Below are 20,657 nucleotides of genomic sequence, written 5' to 3'. Positions count from 1 at the left end.
GTCCGTCGTTCCGCTCTGTCGCCGGCTTCGCGGCAGCTTCGGGTTGGGGGGGACATGCGACCGGGCATGTTCCGAATAAGGAATGTCCTATGCGTTTGCGCCACGCGATCCTCGTCACCACCGCCCTTGCGGGCTTCGCCGGTAGCGCTACCGCGCAAGAGGCACCCACGACCACGGCGCCCTCGGGCACCGCCGCGACGCAGGATGCCACCGGCGCCGATTCGGGCGACGACATCCTCGTCACCGGCTATCGCGGTTCGCTGCGCGAGGCGATTTCGGTGAAGCGCAACGCGAATGCCGTCGTCGACGTCATCACCGCAGAGGACGTCGGCAAGTTCCCCGATCGCAACGTCGCCGAATCGCTGTCGCACATCCCCGGCGTCAGCATCGACCGTCGCTTCGGTGAAGGCGAAAAGGTCGCGATCCTCGGCACCGACCCCGCGCTCAATCGCATGCTGCTCGACGGCCATGCGCTCGCCTCGGCCGACTGGGGCGGCAACGACAACGATCCGTCCAGCCGTACCTTCAACTATTCGCTGCTCGCCCCCGAGCTGGTCGACCGGCTGGAAGTCTACAAGTCGCCCGAACCGCGCATCGAGGAAGGCAGCCTTGGCGGCACCGTGATCGTGCGCACCCGCCGCCCGCTCGACCTGCCCGCCAATTCGATCTTCGCCTCGGGCGGCTATTCGTATAACGACCGTTCGGACAAGGGCAACGTCCGCGGCTCGGGCCTGTACAGCTGGCGCAACGCCGACGAGACGTTCGGCGTCCTCGTCGCGGCCACCTACGACAAGCAGAACCTGACCCGCGCCGGCGTCGAATTCTTCGGCTACGACAATGCCGCACCCAATGCCGACGGCACCTACAACAGCCCGTTCGTCAACCGCGCGGCCAACGGCGCCCTGACGCTCAAGAACCCGGGCGCGACGATCAACGGCGGCACGATCGCAGATCTGTACAAGGCGGCATCGCCGTTCGGCATCAACTACGCCTATTTCCAGCAGCAGCGTGAGCGCAAGAGCCTGTCCGGCACGGTGCAGTTCCGCCCCAGCAGCGACCTGACGTTCACGCTCAACGGCCTGCATATCGACGGCAATTACAACAACTACAGCCAGTCGATGTACACCATCCCCGGCGCATGGACCGGCGACAAGCTGCAGTCGGCGACGATCAGCAACGGTGTCGTCACCGCCGCCAGCTTCGGCGCCGCGACCAGCCAGAGCGCGCAGCTCGACACGCTCGTCCGCCACACCAAGCTGAAGACCGACAACATCAACCTGTTCGCCGACTGGGAAGGCGACAATGGCGCGAAGATCGGCTTCGCGGGCGGCTGGTCGAAGGCGACCGGCGGCCGCAATCCCGAATATCTGTTTAACGTGCAGACCAAGCTGCCGTTCAGCTATGCCTTCACCAACAACAGCGCGGACGTGAACTTCACCGGCGATCTGACCAACCCGGCGAACTATTTCACCAACCCGAACAACAATCCGGCGACGATCGAAGGGCGCCCGGTCATCGTCAACGGCACGCAGCTGAATGCGGCGCAGATCGGCGGGCTGGATTACAGCGTCACCACCGATCGCGACATCTTCGGCGGCTATGACGCGACGATCCCGGTGGAATTCGGCCCGTTCAAGGAAATCCTGCTCGGCAGCCGCGTCACCGACCACGTCAACCGCATCGATGGGCGCGGCGTGAACACCTACCTCCAGCGTTCGCTGACCGGCGCGCAGCTGGGCGTCACCACGTTGGTCACGCCGGACGGCACGTTCAGCGGCAGCGGCGGCAACGGCAATGCCACCAAATACCTCAACCTGCCGGAACAGTCGGTCATCGACATCCTGGCGAACGCCATCAACAGCCCGCTGATAAAGAAGGTCGGCGCCTCGACCAAGGTCAAGGAAACCGTCGCAGCAAGCTATATTCAGGCGAATTTTGACCAGGGCGGCCTGCGCGGCAATATCGGTGGGCGTCTGGTCTACACCCGCGACGTGTCGAACTATGCGCTGTCGCTGACCACCACCGCAAACCCGAACCCGATCCCGACGCCGACCCGGACGGTGACGGACTATCTGAAGTTCCTGCCCAGCCTGAACATCGCCTACGAAATCAGCCCGAAGGTGCTGGTCCGCGGCGCCGTCGCAAAGGTGATTTCGCGTCCACGCTACCAGGATCTGGCAGCATCGGTGTCGCAGAACGACATCACCAACGATGCCGGCGGCGGCAATCCGAACCTCAAGCCGTATGAATCGACCAATTACGAAGTCACCGCGGAATGGTATCCACGCGCCGGCTCGCTGGTCGCGGTCGAGCTGTTCCGTCGCGAGATCAGCAACTACATCATCAACACGATCGCCCCGGCGACCCTGTTCAACTCGCTGCGCGCCCGTCTGGAGACCTATAACGTCTCGCAGCCGATCAACGGCGGCAAGGCCAAGGTCAACGGTGCCCTGATCTCGGCGCAGAGCGAAATCTGGGGCGGCTTCGGCTTGCAGGCGAACTACACGTATCAGGACAGCAGCACCTCGTCGGTCGATGCGACCGGTGCATCGCTCAACCTGCCGTACCTCTCGAAGCACAACGTCAACGTGATCCCGTATTTCGAGAGCGGACCGTTCCAGGCGCGCGTCAGCTACAATTACCGCACCGCCTATTTCCGCACGATCGGTCGTCTCAACAGCCGTGAGATGGTGGCGCCGTACAGCCAGCTCGACGCCTCGGCATCGCTGGCGATCACCAAGGGCATCATCCTGAGCGTCAACGCCCAGAACCTGCTCGACGAGACCTACCTGCAGTACAACGCCACCAAGGACCGTCCGACCGCCTTCTACAAGAACGGCCGCACCTTCTCGGCGGCGCTGTCGTTCCGCATGTAGGATGATCGGCGCCGGCCGGGACCTACCCGGACGGCGCCGGTCCTCCGTGTTACGTGCGGTTTTGCCCGCACGCCCGTCTCCCCGATGGACGCGTCCTCCCCTGCGGCGCGTCCCGGCCCTCGACCCCGGCCGCCGTCCCCACGGCGCCGGGGTTTTTTTAATCGTCGGGCATGGACGCCGCCGGATCGCTCCGGCAAGATACCTTCAATACCAAAACAGAACCAAGGGGCTGTCATGACGCAGAACGCCGGTATCGCGACCATCGTCGGGGGAGCGGCGCTCGCCTTGCTCGTGCCGGCCATGGCCCATGCCCAAACGGCGTTGCCGCTGCTGCCGATGCCGCAGTCGGTCGTGCGCGCGGCCGGCAGCATCACCATCGGCAATGGCGCGGCGATCGTCGCCAGCGATGCCGGCGCGACCGCTGCGGCGGCATTGCTGACCGCCCACGTCGCGGCCGAACGCGGCCTGACGCTGGTGCCCGGCGCCGCAGGTCCGATCCGCTTCGTCCGCGACCCCGCCGTCCCCGGCGACGAAGCCTATCGCCTTGCCGTCACGCCGCAGGGCATCGTCGTCGCCGCCTCGGGCGATCGCGGCCTGGTCCACGGCGCGATGACGCTCGCACAATTGCTCAGCCCCGACACCGCCTTTGGCAAGCCCGTTGCGGTACCGGCGCTCACCATCACCGATGCCCCGCGTTTCGCATGGCGCGGCCTGATGATCGATCCGGCGCGCCATTTCCTCCCCATGCCGGCCCTGCGCGCCATCGTCGACCAGATGGCGGCGGTGAAGCTCAATACGCTCCACCTGCATCTCACCGACGACCAGGGCTGGCGGGTCGAGATCAGGAAGTATCCGAAGCTGACCGCGGTCGGCGGGTGGCGGTTGCCGCCGTGGACCGGCGGCGCGCAACCGACCGAAAAGGTCGGCGGCTTCTATACCCAGGCCGAATTGAAGGAACTGGTTGTCTATGCCGCCACCCGCGGCATCACCATCGTCCCGGAGATCGACCTGCCCGGCCATGCGCAGGCGCTGGTCGCCGCCTATCCCGAACTCGGCATTCTCGGCGATGCGCCGGCGGTCAGCAACAATTGGGGGATCATGCCCTATCTGTTCAATCCGGGGCCGAAGGGCATCGCATTCGTCAAGGACGTGCTCGATGAATTGATGACCATCTTCCCCGGCACCTATGTGCACCTCGGCGGCGACGAGGCGGTGAAGGACCAGTGGCAGCGCAGCCCCGAGGTGCAGGCGCAGATGAAGGCGCTCGGCATCAAGGACGAAAATGCCCTGCAAAGCTGGATGATCGACCAGTTCGGCACCTACCTGCAATCCAAAGGCCGCCGCCTGATCGGCTGGGACGAGATCCTCGAGGGGGGCCTGCCGCCTTCCGCCTCGATCATGTCGTGGCGCGGCGAACAGGGCGCGGTGGATGCGGCGAACCAGGGGCATGACGTCGTGCTGTCGCCCGGCACGCCGCTGTACCTCAATTATTCGCAGAGCCGCCTTGCCGACGAACCGCCCGGCCGCTTCGCGCCGATGACGCTGGAGCAGGTCTACACCTACGATCCGATGCCCGCGGGCATCCCGGCGGACAAGGCGAAGCACGTGCTCGGCGCGCAGGGCAATCTGTGGAGCGAATATATCGTCACGCCCTATCAGCTCCAGCACCTCATCTTCCCGCGGGCCGGGGCGGTGGCGGAAATCACCTGGTCGCCGAAGGACAAGCGCGACTTCGCCGGGTTCCTGCCCCGCGTGCAGCGGCAGGGCGATCGCTGGAGCCGCGGCGGCATGCACGTCGCCGACAGTGCGTTCGCGGTGGATATCCAGGTCGACGGGACCCGCGGCGATGCGCTGCGCCGCAATCGGGTGCCGCTGACGCTCGCCACGCAGGTCCCCTATGGCACCATCCGCTACACCACCGACGGCAGCACCCCGACCGCCCGGTCGGCCGCTTATGGCAAGCCGCTGTCGCTGAAGTCCGGCGCGATCGTCCGCGCGGCGGCCTTCGATGCGAACGGCCATGCGACCGCCGGGATACGCAGCTTCGATACGTCGCGGTCCGCGCTGTTGGCGCGCACTAGTTCCGACATGGCCGCCTGTCCTGCCGGCGACCTTGGCCTGCGCGTGCCGCTCACGTCGGAATCGCGCGACAATGCGCCGGTGTTCAACATCAACCTGTTCGACACCTGCACGCTCTACCCCGCCGCCCCGCTCGACATCGCGCGCGGTTATACGGTCGATGTCGTCCGTCTCGCCCGCCATTACGGCCTCGCGCACGAAGCCGCGATGGTGAAGGAACACTACAACGTCTCCGACCACGGCGAATTGCTCGTCCAGGTCGGCTGCATCGCCGCGGCCAAGGCGCGGGCGGCGGGCGACAAGACGGCACGGCCGGTCGCCGCGGGCGCCTTCCCCCTCCCCGATCCCCGCACCGCGCCACAGCAGTTCAGCTTCAAGGGCACATTGCCCGCGATGGCCGGCGACCAGGACGTCTGCTTCCAGTTCACCTCGCCGATCAAGGACCCGTTCTACACCGTCGGCCGCGTCCAGCTGACGGAGGCCGCTCGATGAAGCGCGCCCCCGCCCTCGCCCTCGCCCTCGCGCTGTTGCTCACCACCTCGCCGCTCGCCGCGCGCGACACGATCCCGCTCGATCGCGACTGGCAGGTCCGGCTCGATCCGGCCGATAGCGCGGCGATCGGGGCGCACCCGCGCGAGGCGAAATGGTTCGCGGCGCAGGTGCCCGGCAGCGTCCAGCAGGACCTGATCCGCGCAAAGCGCGTCCCCGATCCGTTCATCGGCACCAACGAGGGCGCAATCCAATGGGCGGGCCTGTCGGCATGGCAGTTCCGCACCCGGCTGACCGTGACGCCCGCGATGCTCGCGCACGGCCACCTCGATCTGGTGTTCGACGGCCTCGACACATTTGCGGCCGTGGCCGTCAACGGCCGGCCGTTGCTGAAGGCGGACAATGCCCACCGCCGCTGGCGTGCAGACGCCAAGCCGCTGCTGCACGTCGGCGCGAACGAGGTGCTGGTCAGCATCGCCTCGCCGATCAGGACGTTGCAGCCGATGGTGATGAAGGAGGCGCATCCGCTTCCCGGCGAATATGACAGCGCGTTCGGCGACGAGCCGAAGGGCGTGCAGACCAGCCCGTATATCCGCAAGCCGAAATACCAGTACGGCTGGGATTGGGGTCCCCGCATCGTCACCACCGGCCTGTGGCGGCCCGCCCGGTTGGAGGCATGGGACGACGTCCGGCTCGACCACGTCCGGGTCGCGCAGGATGCGCTGTCGGATGCGGAGGCGCGGCTGACCGCCCATGCCACGATCGTCGCCGACACGACGAAGGCGGTGACGCTCACCACCACCGTCACCGCGCCGGACGGAACCCGTGATACGGTCCGGCGCAGCATCACGCTCGTCCCCGGCAGCAATCCGGTGACGATCCCGTTAACGATCGCGCGGCCGCAACGCTGGCAGCCCGTCGGCTATGGCGCGCAGCCGCTCTACACCGTCGCCACGACGCTGGACGGCGACACGCAGACGCGGACCATCGGTCTGCGCACGGTGACGATCGATCGTAAGGATGGCGCCTTCGGCTTCGTCGTCAATGGCACGCCGATCTTCGCCAAGGGCGCCAACGTCATCCCGTTCGACAGCTTCCCCGCGCGCGTCGATCCCGCCGAACCGGAAAGCCTGTTGAAGGCGGCGCGCGACGCCAACATGAACATGGTCCGCATCTGGGGCGGCGGCTATTACCTCGACGACGCCTTCTACGCCGCCGCCGACCGGATGGGGCTGATGGTATGGCAGGACTTCATGTTCGGCGGGTCGGTGACGCCCCCCGACGCCGCGTTCCGCGCCAATGTCGCGGCGGAAGCCGACGAACAGGTCGCACGGCTCGGCGATCATCCCTCGATCGTGATCTGGGCGGGCAACAACGAAGTGCTGTCCGGCTGGGAAAACTGGGGCGACCGCAAGGCGTACAAGACGGCGATCGGCCCCGACCAGCAGGAACGCATCGGCACCGGGATGGCGGTGCTGTTCGATCGCGTCCTGCGCGGCGCCGTCACCGCGAACAGCCCCGGCACACCCTATATGCCGGGATCGCCGTCGAGCGACTATGAAGGCCCGGTCGATACCGACGCCAACGGCGACCGCCATTTCTGGGACGTCTGGTCCGGCAGCAAGCCCGTCGAGACGTATCTCGATTCCTGCCCGCGCTTCATGAGCGAATATGGTTTCCAGTCGATGCCGACGATGGCGACCATTCGCGGCTTTGCCGGCAAGGGCGCGCTCGATCCCGACAGCGCGGTGATGAAGGCGCATCAGAAGTTCCTGGCCGGCGAGGGCAACGCCCGGCTGCGCCTCTATCTCGACCAGCGGCTGCGGCCGGCGAAGGATTTCGCCGACTTCGTCTATCTGACGCAGGTCAACCAGGCGCAGGCGATCGGCCTTGCCGCGCGCCATCATCGCGCCTGCCGGCCGGTGACGATGGGATCGCTGTTCTGGCAATTGAACGACGTATGGCCGTCGATCAGCTGGGCCAGCATCGATCATCTCGGCCAATGGAAATTGCTGCAATATGAGGCGAAGCGGGCATTCGCGCCGCAGGCGATCGTCGCCGAACGCCGCAATGGCAGCACCCGCATCGCGCTGGTGTCCGATGCGACCACGCCGGTCGAGGCCACGTGGCGGATCGTCGTCCGCGACATGACCGGCGCGACGCTCGATACCCGACAGGCGGACTTGACGCTGGCCCCGCTCAGTGCGGCCACCGTCGCGACGCTGAGCGATGCCGACCTGTTCGGCGCGGCCGACCCGGCGAAGAGTTACGCCGTCGCCGAACTGATGGTGAGGACGGATGTGCCTGAAGCATTCCGCACCGACCGGCGCGTCGTCAGCCGCACCCTGATCGAACGCCTCCCGCCGAAGGACATGGCCTATCCCGACCCCGGCCTCACCCTCCGCCGTACCGGCGACACCGCGACGATCACGGCAAAGAACCTCGCCCGTGCGGTGATGGTCGACATGGGCGATACGACGGGTCAGGCGAGCGACAGCGGCTTCGACCTGCTGCCCGGCGAGAGCGTCACGGTGACCTTGTCCGGAAAGCAAACCCCCGTGCTGCGCACGCTCGCGCGATGATCGCCGTCCCCTTCACTTCCCCGGCGAAGGCCGGGGCCAAGATGGGCGGCCGTGGGTGTTCGCCAGTGGCGGTTTCCCGACTAGGCCACGGCCCCCGCCGGGGAAGCGAGGGGCGATGGTCACGCGAAGGCGCGATGGCGCGCAGAAAGGGGATTCACGCGGAGACGTGGAAGCGCGGAGGGGCTGCGCCCGGAACGCCTGACGTGTGTCGTCACGATGGTAGTCGAGCCTGCGTTGGCTTGGACGATCCTCGTAAGCAGCCGCCATGCTCGCCCGCATCCGCGCCTTCCCTCCGCGTCTCCGCGGCTTCGCGTGACCGACACTTTCCCCTCGCGCGCCGTCGCGTCTTCGCGCGCACCCCCAAAACGGGACCGACAGCATGATCCCCGCCCTCCTGTTGCTCGCGCAGGCCGCCGATCCGGTGACCGCCGCCATTGCCGCGATGAGCCCCGAGCAAAAGGCGGCGCAATTGCAAAGCACCGCCCCGGCGGACGCGCAGGCGAACCTGCCCGCCTATGACTGGTGGAACGAAGGGCTGCACGGCCTCGCCCGCAACGGCCGAGCGACCGTATTCCCGCAGGCGATCGGCCTTGCCGCGACCTGGGATGTCGACATGATGGAGCGTGTCGGCACCATCGTGTCGACCGAAGCACGCGCCCGGTTCAACGCACAGCCGGTGGCCACCGACCGCCGCATCTATCAGGGCCTCACCATCTGGTCCCCCAATATCAATATCTTCCGCGATCCGCGCTGGGGCCGGGGACAGGAAACCTATGGCGAGGACCCGTATCTGACGGGCAAGCTCGGCGTCGGCTTCGTCCGCGGGCTGCAAGGTCCCGACCCGCGCCATCCGCGCGTCATCGCCACGCCCAAGCACCTCGCGGTGCACAGCGGGCCGGAGGCGGGACGCGACGGGTTCGACGTCGACCCCTCGCCGCGCGATCTGGAGGCGACCTATCTGCCCGCCTTTCGTCGCGCAGTCGTCGAGGGCAAGGCGCAATCGCTGATGTGCGCGTACAACAGCCTGCACGGCACGCCGGCCTGCGCCGCGTCCTGGCTGATGAACGATCGCATCCGCCGCGACTGGGGCTTCACCGGCTTCACCGTGTCCGACTGCGACGCCGTGTCGAACATCCACGCCTTTCACCATTACCGGCTCGATGCCGCCGGCGCCGCCGCCGCCGCGGTCCGGGGCGGCACCGACCTCAATTGCGGCACCGCCTATGCCGCCTTGCCACAGGCACTGGCGAAGGGACTGGTCAGCCAGTCGGAAGTCGACACCGCCCTTGCCCGCGCGCTGCGCGGCAGACAGGCGCTCGGGATCGCATTCGGTGCCACCAGCCCCTGGGCGCGGATCGGCTCCGATCAGGTCGCGACCCCGGCGCATCGCGCCACCGCGCTCGAAGCGGCCCGCAAGTCGATCGTCCTGCTGCGCAACGAAGCCGGTCGCCTGCCGCTCGCCAGGGGCACGAGGATCGCCGTGATTGGTGCCGATGCCGACGACCTGGGCGTGCTGCAAGGCAATTACCACGGCACCGCAGTGAACCCGGTGACGCCGCTCGACGGCCTGCGCGCCCGCTTCGGGCCCGCCAACGTCGCCTATGCGCAGGGCTCGCTGCTCGCCGAAGAGGCGGCTGTCGTCTTACCCGAAACCGCGCTGCGCAGCGATGGCCAGCCCGGCCTCCACGCCACCTATACCGCGAACGGCGCCCCGGTGGTCCGACGGGATCGCCGCGTCGACTTCGACCTCAACCGCGCGGCGCCCGCTCCCGGCCTGCCCGTCACCGGCTATCGCGCCCGCTGGACCGGCACCTTCGTGCCCCCCGGCCCGGGGCGATACCGCCTGATCCTCGACCAGTCCCCATGCTGGAAGGATTGCACGGTCCACGACCGCGCCACGCTGACGCTCGGCGGCCGGCTGCTTCACGACGGCGACCTGCCCAGGGGCCGTGTCGAGGTCGCGGTCGACAGCGACGGCACGCCGCAACCGATCGACCTGACGCTCGACCACCGTTCTGAGGACGAAAGCTTCCGCCTGCTCTGGATCCCTCCGGCCGAGCCGTTGCTGGCACAAGCGGTTGCGGCGGTGCGCGATGCCGACGTCGCCGTGGTGGTCGCCGGCCTGTCGCCCGACCTCGAGGGCGAGGCGCTGTCGGTGCAGGTCCCCGGCTTCGTCGGCGGCGATCGTACCGACATCGCGCTGCCCCTGCCGCAGCAACGGCTGCTCGCCGCGCTGAAGGCGACGGGCAAGCCGATCGTCCTCGTCCTCACCAGCGGCAGCGCGGTGGCGGTCGATCCCGGCTCCGCCGACGCGATCCTCGCCAATTGGTATCCGGGCGAAAGCGGCGGCACCGCGCTCGCCGACGTCATGTCGGGCGCGGTCAATCCGGCAGGGCGCCTGCCGGTCACGATGTACCGCGCGACCACCGACCTGCCCGCCTTCGTCGATTATGGCATGAAGGAGCGGACCTACCGCTATTTCACCGGCACGCCGCTGTGGGGGTTCGGCCACGGCCTCAGCTACACGCAGTTCGCCTATGCCAGCCTGCGGGCGCCTGACAGCGTCGCCGCTGGCGGCGACCTGCGCATCGAAGCGATGGTGACCAACGCCGGCGCGCGCGACGGCGAAGAGGTGGTGCAGGCCTATCTGGTCCCGCCCGCACCGCCAGAGGGCGGGTTCACCGATCCCGTCCTGCAACGCCAGCTGGTCGGTTTCCAGCGGGTGGCGATCGCACGCGGCAAGACGGCACGCGTCGGCTTCACGCTCGATCCGCGCGCGATGAGCATCGTCGATCGCGACGGCCGTCGTCACGTCGTGCCGGGTGCCTATCGCCTGTGGATCGGCGGCGGCCAGCCGGGCGATGGCCCCGGCCGGTGGTTCGATTTCACCGTGAGCGGCACGGATACGGAACTGCCGAAGTGAACCGCCGCGATTTCCTCGCCGCCACGGCCGCCACAGCTGCGGCAGCGGCGACCCCGACGCGCGCCGCACCGGCATTCCCGTCGCAACGCCCGGCGCCGAAGGATCGCCGCTTCGCCAGCCCGGCGGTGGAGCGCGAAATGGCTCGCGTCACGGCCCGGATCGGCGATGACAAGCTGCGCTGGATGTTCGGCAATTGCTACCCGAATACGCTCGACACCACCGTCGCCATGAGCACGATCGACGGCCGGCCCGACGCATTCGTCATCACCGGCGACATCAAGGCGCTGTGGCTGCGCGACAGTTCGGCACAGGTGAAGCCCTACCTGCATCTTGCCAGGAACGCCCCGGAACTGCGTCGCCTGTTCCACGGTCTGATCGCGCGCCAATCGCGCTGCATCCTGATCGACCCCTACGCCAATGCCTTCATGGCGGATCCGACCGCCAAATCCGACCTCGAATGGTCGCAGGCCGACGAGACGGTGATGAAAACGGGCATCGCAGAGCGGAAGTGGGAGATCGATTCGCTTTGCTATCCGATGCGGCTCGCACACGGCTATTGGCGGGCGACCGGCGATGCCGCCCCCTTCGATGCGACCTGGGCGGAGGCGGCACGCGCCAGCATCCGCACCTTCCGCGAACAACAGCGCAAGGACGGCCCCGGCCCCTACAGCTTCCGCCGTTCCGCACCGCAGCCGACCGAGACCCTGCTGTGGGGCCATGGCGCACCGACCAGGCCGGTCGGTCTGATCCATTCGGGCTTTCGTCCATCGGACGATGCCTGCCAATATCCGTTTTTGATCCCGAGCAACCTCTTCGCCGTCACCGCCCTGCGCGAACTGGCAACCGTCGCGGGCGAGGCGTGCAACGATGCAGCGCTGGCGCAGGACGCGACGGCGCTCGCCGCGGAGGTTCAGGCGGCACTCCTGCTGCATGGCACGATGCGGCTGCGCGACGGCAGCGAGGTGTGGGCCTATGAGGTCGACGGGTTCGGCAATGCCATCTTCATGGACGACGCCAACGTCCCCAGCCTGTCGGGCCTCGCCTATCTGGGTTGCGTCGATTCCGCGGACCCGCTGTGGCGGCGGACGCAGGCGGCGTGCTGGAGCGCCGCCAACCCCTGGTTCTTCCGTGGCAAGGCCGGTTCCGGCATCGGCGGTCCTCATGTCGGGCGCGGCCAGATCTCGCCGATGTCGCTGATCGTCCGCGCCCTGTCGGCGGGCGACGATGACACGATCCGCACCGCGCTGCGCACGATCCGCGATACCGACGGTGGCACCGGCTTCATCCACGAAAGCTTCGATCAGGACGATCCCTCCAAGTTCACGCGCGCCTGGTTCGCCTGGGCGAACGGTCTGTTCGGCGAACTCGTCGTGCATCTCGCCGCGACCCGGCCCGCCCTGCTGAAGGCACCCTTATGATCGATCGCGCCATCTCGCGCCGCACCCTGCTCGCCGGAACAGCGGCCGTCGGCCTGCCGCTGCCCGCATTCGGGGCAGCGGCGGCGGCGGCGGGCAAGCCGAACCTCTTCGTCGGCACCGGCGGCCATGGCCACACCTATCCCGGCGCGACGTTGCCGTTCGGCATGGTGCAGCTGTCGCCGGACACCGATGTCGAACGCTGGGATGCCTGCTCGGGCTATCACCGCACCGACACGTCGATCATGGGATTCAGCCACACGCATCTCAGCGGCACGGGCATCGGCGACATGCTCGACGTGCTGGTGGTCCCGACCGCGGTCGAGCGCCGGGATGCGCCCGTCCAGCTCCAACCCGGCCCGCTCGACGATCCCGATGCCGGCTATCGCCAGCGCTTCACCGCCGAACATGCCGAACCCGGCTATTATCGCGTCGCGCTGGAAAGCGGCGTGCGCGCCGAATTGACCGTCACCGAACGAACCGGCTATCACCGCTATACCTTTCCGGCCGGTGCGGGCCGCATATTGGTCGACCTGTCGCACCTGATCCTCGACACCTCCGACCAGCCGCCGCTCGTCACCGAGGCCAGCCTGCGGCTCGATCCCGACGGGACGCTCACCGGCAGCCGCACCGTGCACCGCTGGGCCAAGGGCCGCCGCATCCATTTCGCGATGCAGCTGTCGCGAACGCCGACGCGCATCACCTTCTACGGCGACGGGGACGTCGAACAGCCGGCCGGCACCACCGCCGTCGCCGGTCGTCGCCTGAAGGCACTGCTGCACTATGACGATGCCGGCGATGCGCCGATCCTGATCCGCTGCGGCATCTCCGGCGTCGATGTCGCCGGCGCACGCGCGAACCTCGCCGCGGAAGCGCGGGCGTGGAACTTCGACGCCGTCTGCGCCGCCGCACGGCGACGCTGGGCAGAGCAGCTCACCACGATCACCGTCGCGGGCGGCACGCCGGATCAGCGCAGCATCCTGTCCTCCGCCCTCTATCACGCCCTGCTGGCGCCGACGCTGTTCTCCGACGTCGACGGGCGCTACGTCGGGCTCGACCGGCAGGTCCATCGCGTGCCGCGGGGCGGTGCCGCCTACAGCAGCTATTCGCTGTGGGACACCTATCGTGCGCTGCACCCCTTGCTGACGATCGTCGCGCCCGACACGGCGCAGGCTCTCGTCGCCGACATCGTCCGCCAGACGCAGCAGAGCCCCTATGGACCGCCGGTCTGGCCGCTGCAAGGCGTCGAAACCGGCACGATGATCGGCTGGCACGGGGTTGCGGTCCTTGCCGAAGCGCAGGCGAAGGGCATTCCGGCCGATTACGCCGCGGCATGGCCGGCCATCGCCAGGCGCAGCTTCGATTTCACCGCCCCCGACCTCGACAACAGCAAGGGGCGCGACCTGTACGACGCCGAGGGGTACGTGCCGGCTGACGCCTGGTTCGAAAGCGTCAGCCGGACACAGGAATATGCCTATGACGACTGGGCATCGGCACATCTGGCCCGCGCCGCGGGGAAGGCCGCCGACGCCGACCGGCTGCTGAAGCGATCGGGCAACTGGCGCAACGTCATCGACGGCAAGGCGGGCTTCGCCAAGCCGAAGTTCGCCGACGGCAACTGGTGGAGCCCCTATGATCCGATCCAGCTCGGCCACATGCCAAAGCCGTGGTGGCGCGACTACACCGAGGCGAACGGCTGGCAGGCGACATTCCTCAACCAGCACGACGTCTACGGCCTGATCGCTCACATGGGCGGCGATGCGGCGTTCGAGGGGCGGCTCGACGCGTTGTTCGCCGCGCCCTCGACGCTGCCTGCCAACGCGCCGCCCGACATCAGCGGGCTCGTCGGGCAATATGCCCATGGCAACGAACCCAATCATCACGTCGCCTACCTCTACGCCTATACCGGCGCGGCGTGGAAGACGCAGGCGATGGTTCGACGCCTGTGCACCGACATGTACCGGAACGACCCCGACGGCATCATCGGCAACGACGATTGTGGCCAGATGAGCGCGTGGTTCGTGCTGTCGTCGCTCGGCTTCTACCCGGTCGATCCGGTCGAGGCGGCGTATGTCTTCGGCTCGCCCCTGTTCGAGCGCGTGACCATTCGCCTGCCCCGCGGCCAGCGCCTGACGATCGAAGCGCCGGGCAACACCGCCGACACGCCCTACGTCCGCTCGGTCACGTTCAACGGCCGCCCGTGGACGAAGAACTGGATCGCGCACGCCGACCTGATGAAGGGCGGCCGGCTGGTCTTCACGATGAGCAGGACGCCGGTGAAGACCTTCGGCCAGGCCAAGGCCGATCGCCCGCCGTCGAACGGCCATGGGGCGGTGTGAACCATCGCCCCACCTTCCCCGTCACCCCGGACGTGTTCCGGGGTCCACCGCGCGGCAGGTGTCCCGGCTTCAAGCGCCGCCCGCACGCTGGTGGACGGGTGGACCCGGAACACGTCCGGGGTGACGTAGGGAGTGGGGACAGGCCCGCTCTCCCCGACAATCGCATGCCAGCCGCCAACACCGGAGCCACCCCGTGACCGACCTCTCCCGCCGCACCCTCATCGCCTCCGGTCTCGCCGCGACCGCGACCGCCACGCCCGCCTTTGCGGCCACCCCGCCGGCATCCCCCCAGCCATGGGGCGCCACGCCTTCCAAACGCCAGCTCGCGTGGCACCAGCGCGAACGCTACGCCTTCGTGCATTTCTCGATCAACACGTTCACCGATCGCGAATGGGGCTATGGCGACGAAAGCCCCAGGCTGTTCGATCCCAGCGATTTCTCCGCCGACCAGATCGTCGCTGCGGCCAAGGCCGGCGGCATGACCGGCATCGTCCTCACCGCCAAGCACCATGACGGCTTCTGCCTGTGGCCGACGATGCTCACCGAACATTGCATCCGCAACAGCCCGTACAAGCAGGGCAAGGGCGATATCGTCCGCGAAATGGAACAGGCGACGCGCCGCGCCGGCCTTGCGTTCGGCCTGTACCTCTCACCTTGGGATCGCAACCATCCCGAATACGGCCGTCCAGCCTATGTCGATTACTATCGCAAGCAGATCGTCGAACTCTGCACCCGTTACGGCGAATTGTTCGAATTCTGGTTCGATGGCGCCAATGGCGGCGACGGCTGGTACGGCGGCGCGAAGGAAACGCGCACGATCGATGCGCCGAAATATTACAACTGGCCCTCGATCATCGCGCTCGTCCATCAGCATCAGCCGATGGCCTGCACCTTCGATCCGCTGGGCGCGGACATCCGCTGGGTCGGCAACGAGGATGGCGTTGCCGGCGATCCCTGCTGGCCGACGATGCCGGACCACGCCTATGTCCAGTCGGAGGGGAACAGCGGCGTGCGTGGCGCGCCCTTGTGGTGGCCGGCGGAAACCAACACCTCGATCCGCCCCGGCTGGTTCTACCATTCCGACGAGGATGCGAAGGTGAAGACGCCCGCGCGCCTGATCCGCTTCTTCGATGAATCGGTGGCCCGCGGCACCAACATGCACCTCAACCTGCCGCCCGATCGCCGCGGCCGTATTCCCGACCACGACGTCGCGGTGTTGAAGAGCTTCGGCGATGCGATCCGCGCCAGTTTCGCCACCGATTTCGCGCAGGGTGCGGTCGCCAGCGCCACCGCCACCCGCGGCGCTGCCTTCGCACCGGCGAAGGTGCTCGACGGGGATCGCGACAGCTATTGGTCGACGCCCGACGGCGACGCCACCCCGACGCTGACGCTGGACCTGCCGCCGGGCCGCAGTTTCGACCTGATCCGGTTGCGCGAACATCTGCCCCTCGGCGTCCGGGTGACCCGGTTCGCGGTGGAGGCGGAGGTCGGCGGCGCGTGGCAGCGGCTCGCGACGCACGAATGCATCGGCGCGCAGCGGATCATCCGCCTGGCCACACCGATCACCGCGCGCCGCGTGCGGCTGGTGATCCTCGAAGCCCCCGCCTGCCCGGCGATCAGCGAGATGTCGCTGTTCCGCAGCGTCGCGCCGGTCGCCGTCGCCGCGCCGCGCGGCACCGATACCGCGGTGCTTTCGCCGCGCGACTGGAAGGTCTTCGCCGCCACTGCCCCCGGCGCCGAAGCGCTGCTCGACGGCGACGGCTCCACCGTCTGGAGCCAGCCCGCGCCCGCCACGACCCCGGCGAGCGTCACGCTCGATCTCGGCACCGCGCAACGGGTCGCCGGCTTCAGCCTCACCCCTGGCGCCACCCCGACAAGGTCAGCGCGCCGCCCCGCGGCTATCGCGCCGAAACCAGCGTCGACGGCAAGACGTGGACGCCCGCCGCAGAAGGCGAATTCCAGAACATCGCCTACGCCCTCTCGACGCAGCGCATCCCGTTCACCGCGCCGCGCGCCATGCGCTACCTGCGCCTGATCTTCGCCGCTACCGCGGTGCCGGCGCAGAAGCTGGCGATCGCGGATGTGGGGGCGTTCGCGCGGTAGCCGCTCGCCGCGTCATTGCGGGCGCAGCGCGGCAATCCAGGGGTTCTGGTGCAACCCTGGATTGCTTCGCCACGCTTGCAATGACGCGCGGCTAAATCCCCTCGGGAACCACCTCGCGCCCACCGGCCTCCAGTTCGCGCGTCAAGTCGGCGAGGCAGGCGTCGACCAACGCCGCGTCGGGGCTGCGCACGACGAAATTGGCGCCGGTGCGCCCGTCGCGGAAGAACGGATAGGACCCGATCGATACGCCCTCGTGCACCTTTTCCGTGGTACGCAGCAGGTCGGCGACCTCGCTCTCGCCGACCCAGCAGCCGATCGTTCCCGACACCACCGGGCGTCCGCCCTCCAGCGTCCCGGTCAATCCGTCGAGCATGCCGGCGGTGATGTGCGGCACGCCCGCCATGATGAAGACGTTGCCGATACGGATGCCGGGCGCGCCCGACACCGTGTTGACGATCAGCCCCGCCCCCGCCGGCACCCGCGCCATCCGCGCCCGCGCTTCGGTCAGCCCGCCGCGCGTCGCATAATATCGCTCCAGCACCGCCAGCGCTTCGGGATGATGCTCTACCGCGACGCCCAGCGCCTCGGCGATCGCATCGACGGTGATGTCGTCGTGCGTCGGCCCGATGCCGCCGGTGGTGAACAGGTAATCGTTGCGTGCGCGCAGCGTGTTGACCGCCTCAACGATCGCCTGCGTCCGGTCGGCCACCACCCGCGCCTCGGCCAGCCGGATGCCCTGTACGTTCAGCCAGCTGGCAAGCTGCGCGATGTTCTTGTCCTGCGTCCGGCCGGACAGGATCTCGTCGCCGATCACGATCAGCGCGGCGGTCCAGATACGGTCGGGCTGCGTGCGATCGGGATCGTTGGCCTGCTCCATCGTCCTGCCATAGCCTCGCAAAAACGGTCTCGCCATGCTATATCGCCGCGATGACCGAATACGTGACCGTCACTTCAGACGCGCCGGAAGGGCGCACCGGCGCCATCAAGCTGCATGGCCCCGCCGCCTTCGCCGGCATGCACAAGGCGGGACGGCTGGCCGCCGAAACGCTCGACATGCTGACCCCGCACATGGTGCCGGGCGTCGCCACCGCCGAACTCGACCGGCTGATCTACGATTTCATCGTCGCCGGCGGCGGCGTGCCCGCGACGCTCGGCTATCGCGGCTATACCCATTCCACCTGCATCTCGATCAACCATGTCGTCTGCCACGGGATCCCGAGCGAGAAGACCCTGAAATCGGGCGACATCGTCAATGTCGACGTGACCCCGATCGTCGATGGCTGGCATGGCGACACCAGCCGCATGTACCTGATCGGCGACGTGCCGCTGAAGGCGCGGCGCCTGGTCGAGGTGACGTACGAATGCCTCATGCTCGGCATCGAACAGGCAAGGCCCGGCGCACACATGGGCGACGTCGCCAACGCGATCCAGCGCCATGCCGAAAAGCACCGCTACGGCGTCGTCCGCGATTTCTGCGGCCACGGCCTGGGGCGGCTGTTCCATGACGCGCCGGAGGTCGTCCATGTCGGCAAGCCCGGCACCGGGCCCGAACTGCGCCCCGGCATGATCTTTACGATCGAACCGATGATTAACATCGGCCGCCCCGACGTGAAGCTGCTCGACGACGGCTGGACCGCGGTGACGCGCGACCGCTCGCTGTCGGCGCAATTCGAACATTCGATCGGTATCACCGAGGATGGCTGCGAGATCTTCACGCTTTCCCCCGCCGGTTTTCACCAGCCTCCCTTTTCCTGACGGACATTCGGCTGCGGGTGACGCGTTCACCGCATCCCACCAGCCGAAGGACCCGCCCATGACCGACGACGATGACGTGCGCGCCGACCGGCGCGGCCGGGCCGTGCCGAGCGGCCGGCTGTCCCGGCTGGGCGCGTTCGGGCGCATGGCCGCCGGCGTCGGCGGCGGCGTCGTGGCAGAGGGCGCGCGCCGGATCGCGGCGGGCGAACGACCGCGCATGGGCGACATGCTGCTCACGCCTGCCAATGCGGTGCGCGTCGCCGACCAGCTCGCCCATCTGCGCGGTGCGGCGATGAAGCTCGGGCAGATGATATCGATGGATGCCGGTGACATGCTGCCGCCCGAACTGTCGACGATCCTCGCCCGGCTGCGCAACCAGGCGCATCACATGCCGCCGCAACAGCTCGACAAGGTGCTGACGGCGGAATGGGGCCGCGACTGGCGCCGCCGCTTCGCGCATTTCCAGGCGCATCCAATCGCCGCCGCCTCGATCGGGCAGGTCCATCGCGCCCGCCTGCCCGACGGCAGCGAGCTTGCGATCAAGGTGCAATATCCCGGCGTCAAACAAAGCATCGATGCCGACGTCGACAATGTCGCGACGCTGCTGCGCGTCTCAGGCCTGCTGCCCAGGACGCTCGATATCGCGCCGCTGCTCGGCGAGGCGAAGCGCCAGTTACACGAAGAGGCGGATTATATCCGCGAAGGCGCCATGCTGACCCGCTATCGCGATCTGCTCGCCGATGCGCCCGCCTTCGTCGTTCCCGCCCTGCACGAGCCGCTGACGACCCCGCGCGTGCTGGCGATGACCTATGTCGCCGGCATGCCGATCGAGGCGCTGGACACGGCGGAGCAACCGGTGCGCGATGCCGCCATGCACAGCCTGATCGGCCTCGTCCTGCGCGAATTGCTCGACTGGCGGCTGATGCAGACCGATCCGAATTTCGCCAATTATCGCTGGCAGCCGGAAACCGGTCGCATCGTCCTGCTCGACTTCGGCGCGGCGCGCGAAATCCCTGCCGAGACCGCCGATGGCTATCGCGTACTGCTCGCCGCCGGCCTGTCCGGAGATCGGGATGCCGTCCGCGCAGCGGCGATCGCCGCCGGCTTCCTCGGTGCCGCCGCCGCCGCCGCGCATCGTCCGCTGGTCGATGCGATGATCGACGTCATCCTCGACAACCTCAATCGACCCGGTCCGTTCGATTTCGGCGATCGCGCCTTCGTCGGCGTGGTGCGGGAACAGGGCATGGAAATGGCGCGCGACCGTACAACATGGCACCTGCCGCCTGCCGACACGCTGTTCGTCCAGCGCAAGATCAGCGGCACCGCCCTGCTCGCCGCACGACTGAAGGCGCGCGTCGACATCCGCGCCATGGTGCAGGACAAGATGTGAACCGCATCACCCATGGCGCCGGGCCGGGCCGTCCTTCGGCACCGATGCTCGACGTCGATCTGCAATGGCAGGCGGGCAATCGGGTGGCGGCGATAAGCCTATCCCGTTCGAAGCCGCCTGACGCGATCGCGGCGTCGTCCGCCTCGAACGGCCGGCCCTAGCCCCCGCCAAATCCCTGCTGGCTCGGTCGCGATGCCCTGGGCACGGATGTCCGCGGTCGGCAGGGATCAGCGGCGGCTGCGACGTGCTTCCGCCTGACGCGCCGATGCGATCGTATCGACCACCATTTCGTAGAATGCGGGCGAATAGCCCACCGCCAGGAACGCCTTCACCTCGACCGATGCGATCGAATAGCCGCGCTTCCAGCTCAGCACCGCGATCCGGCGCAGCGCCTCCAGCTTGGGATCGGCCAGTCGCGGGCTGATCCGCACGCCGAACACCAGCTCCAGCCAGCGCGATAGCCGTCCCGGCTGTCGCAACGTCGCCAATCCGTCCTGTCGGGCGATGCCGATCACCGATCGCTCCAGTTCCGTCAGCACCGGTCGCTCCTCCTCCGTATCGACGGCGACCGTGTCGCACACCAGCGTCAGCGAGGGCCGCACGGGCGCGGTCGCACGCGCATAGCCGGCGTTGCCGGGCTCGGCGAAAGCAAGAAAGGCCATGGCGTCACTCCCTCGTCGGATCACAGGCAGGCGTGCCGCATCCG

At 68.2% G+C, this 20,657-nt stretch carries 11 protein-coding genes and 1 pseudogene; 10 read left to right on the top strand and 2 right to left on the bottom strand.

The genetic code is table 11. The features are described 5' to 3' along the window. Positions 1–89 precede the first annotated feature (89 nt). The 7 genes and pseudogenes from GTH33_RS11890 (at position 90) to GTH33_RS11860 (ending at position 16,806) form a co-directional block, all read left to right on the top strand. Positions 90–2,876: a TonB-dependent receptor gene (locus GTH33_RS11890; RefSeq protein ID WP_163958582.1), complete on the top strand. Its 2,787-nt coding sequence runs from the start codon at positions 90–92 to the stop codon at positions 2,874–2,876. 234 nt (positions 2,877–3,110) lie between these two features. After that, complete coding sequence (locus GTH33_RS11885) at positions 3,111–5,447, top strand: beta-N-acetylhexosaminidase (RefSeq protein WP_163958581.1); 2,337 nt, start codon at positions 3,111–3,113, stop codon at positions 5,445–5,447. Next, entirely contained in the window at positions 5,444–8,026 is a 2,583-nt protein-coding gene (locus GTH33_RS11880; protein WP_163958580.1) for a beta-mannosidase, read from the top strand. The genes GTH33_RS11885 and GTH33_RS11880 overlap by 4 nt, the downstream gene beginning before the upstream one ends. A gap of 379 nt (positions 8,027–8,405) precedes the next feature. Beyond that, positions 8,406–10,949, top strand: coding sequence for a glycoside hydrolase family 3 C-terminal domain-containing protein (locus GTH33_RS11875; protein ID WP_163958579.1), 2,544 nt, complete (start codon positions 8,406–8,408; stop codon positions 10,947–10,949). Next, positions 10,946–12,367 carry a glycoside hydrolase family 125 protein gene (locus tag GTH33_RS11870; protein ID WP_163958578.1) on the top strand — a complete coding sequence of 474 codons (1,422 nt, stop codon included), beginning with the start codon at positions 10,946–10,948 and terminating at the stop codon, positions 12,365–12,367. Before GTH33_RS11875 ends, GTH33_RS11870 begins: the two co-directional genes overlap by 4 nt. Further along, positions 12,364–14,703 (top strand): GH92 family glycosyl hydrolase, encoded by a 2,340-nt coding sequence (locus GTH33_RS11865; RefSeq protein ID WP_163958577.1) that lies wholly within the window; start codon positions 12,364–12,366, stop codon positions 14,701–14,703. The genes GTH33_RS11870 and GTH33_RS11865 overlap by 4 nt, the downstream gene beginning before the upstream one ends. A gap of 193 nt (positions 14,704–14,896) precedes the next feature. After that, a pseudogene (locus GTH33_RS11860) lies at positions 14,897–16,806 on the top strand (alpha-L-fucosidase). A gap of 91 nt (positions 16,807–16,897) precedes the next feature. Here the strand turns inward: GTH33_RS11860 and GTH33_RS11855 are convergent. Continuing rightward, positions 16,898–17,683, bottom strand: a complete 786-nt coding sequence (locus GTH33_RS11855; RefSeq protein ID WP_163958576.1) for a competence/damage-inducible protein A — start codon at positions 17,681–17,683, stop codon at positions 16,898–16,900. 50 nt (positions 17,684–17,733) lie between these two features. Here GTH33_RS11855 and map point away from each other — a divergent pair, with 50 nt between their 5' ends. Genes map through GTH33_RS11840 form a run of 3 tightly spaced genes read left to right on the top strand, consistent with a single transcriptional unit; the run spans position 17,734 to position 20,112 of the window. Continuing rightward, positions 17,734–18,561, top strand: coding sequence for a type I methionyl aminopeptidase (gene map / locus GTH33_RS11850; RefSeq protein ID WP_163958575.1), 828 nt, complete (start codon positions 17,734–17,736; stop codon positions 18,559–18,561). 58 nt (positions 18,562–18,619) lie between these two features. Continuing rightward, positions 18,620–19,951 carry an ABC1 kinase family protein gene (locus tag GTH33_RS11845; RefSeq protein ID WP_163958574.1) on the top strand — a complete coding sequence of 444 codons (1,332 nt, stop codon included), beginning with the start codon at positions 18,620–18,622 and terminating at the stop codon, positions 19,949–19,951. Next, entirely contained in the window at positions 19,948–20,112 is a 165-nt protein-coding gene (locus GTH33_RS11840) for a hypothetical protein (RefSeq protein ID WP_163958573.1), read from the top strand. The genes GTH33_RS11845 and GTH33_RS11840 overlap by 4 nt, the downstream gene beginning before the upstream one ends. Positions 20,113–20,178: 66 nt before the next feature. On the opposite strand, the gene GTH33_RS11835 is transcribed toward GTH33_RS11840, so the two are convergent. Further along, positions 20,179–20,613, bottom strand: coding sequence for a hypothetical protein (locus GTH33_RS11835; RefSeq protein ID WP_163958572.1), 435 nt, complete (start codon positions 20,611–20,613; stop codon positions 20,179–20,181). Between the last annotated feature and the right edge of the window lie 44 nt (positions 20,614–20,657).

Source organism: Sphingomonas insulae (assembly GCF_010450875.1).
GTDB classification, from domain to species: domain Bacteria; phylum Pseudomonadota; class Alphaproteobacteria; order Sphingomonadales; family Sphingomonadaceae; genus Sphingomonas; species Sphingomonas insulae.
Note: the sequence above shows the minus strand (reverse complement) of the source record. Positions and strands in the feature narration are given on the sequence as shown.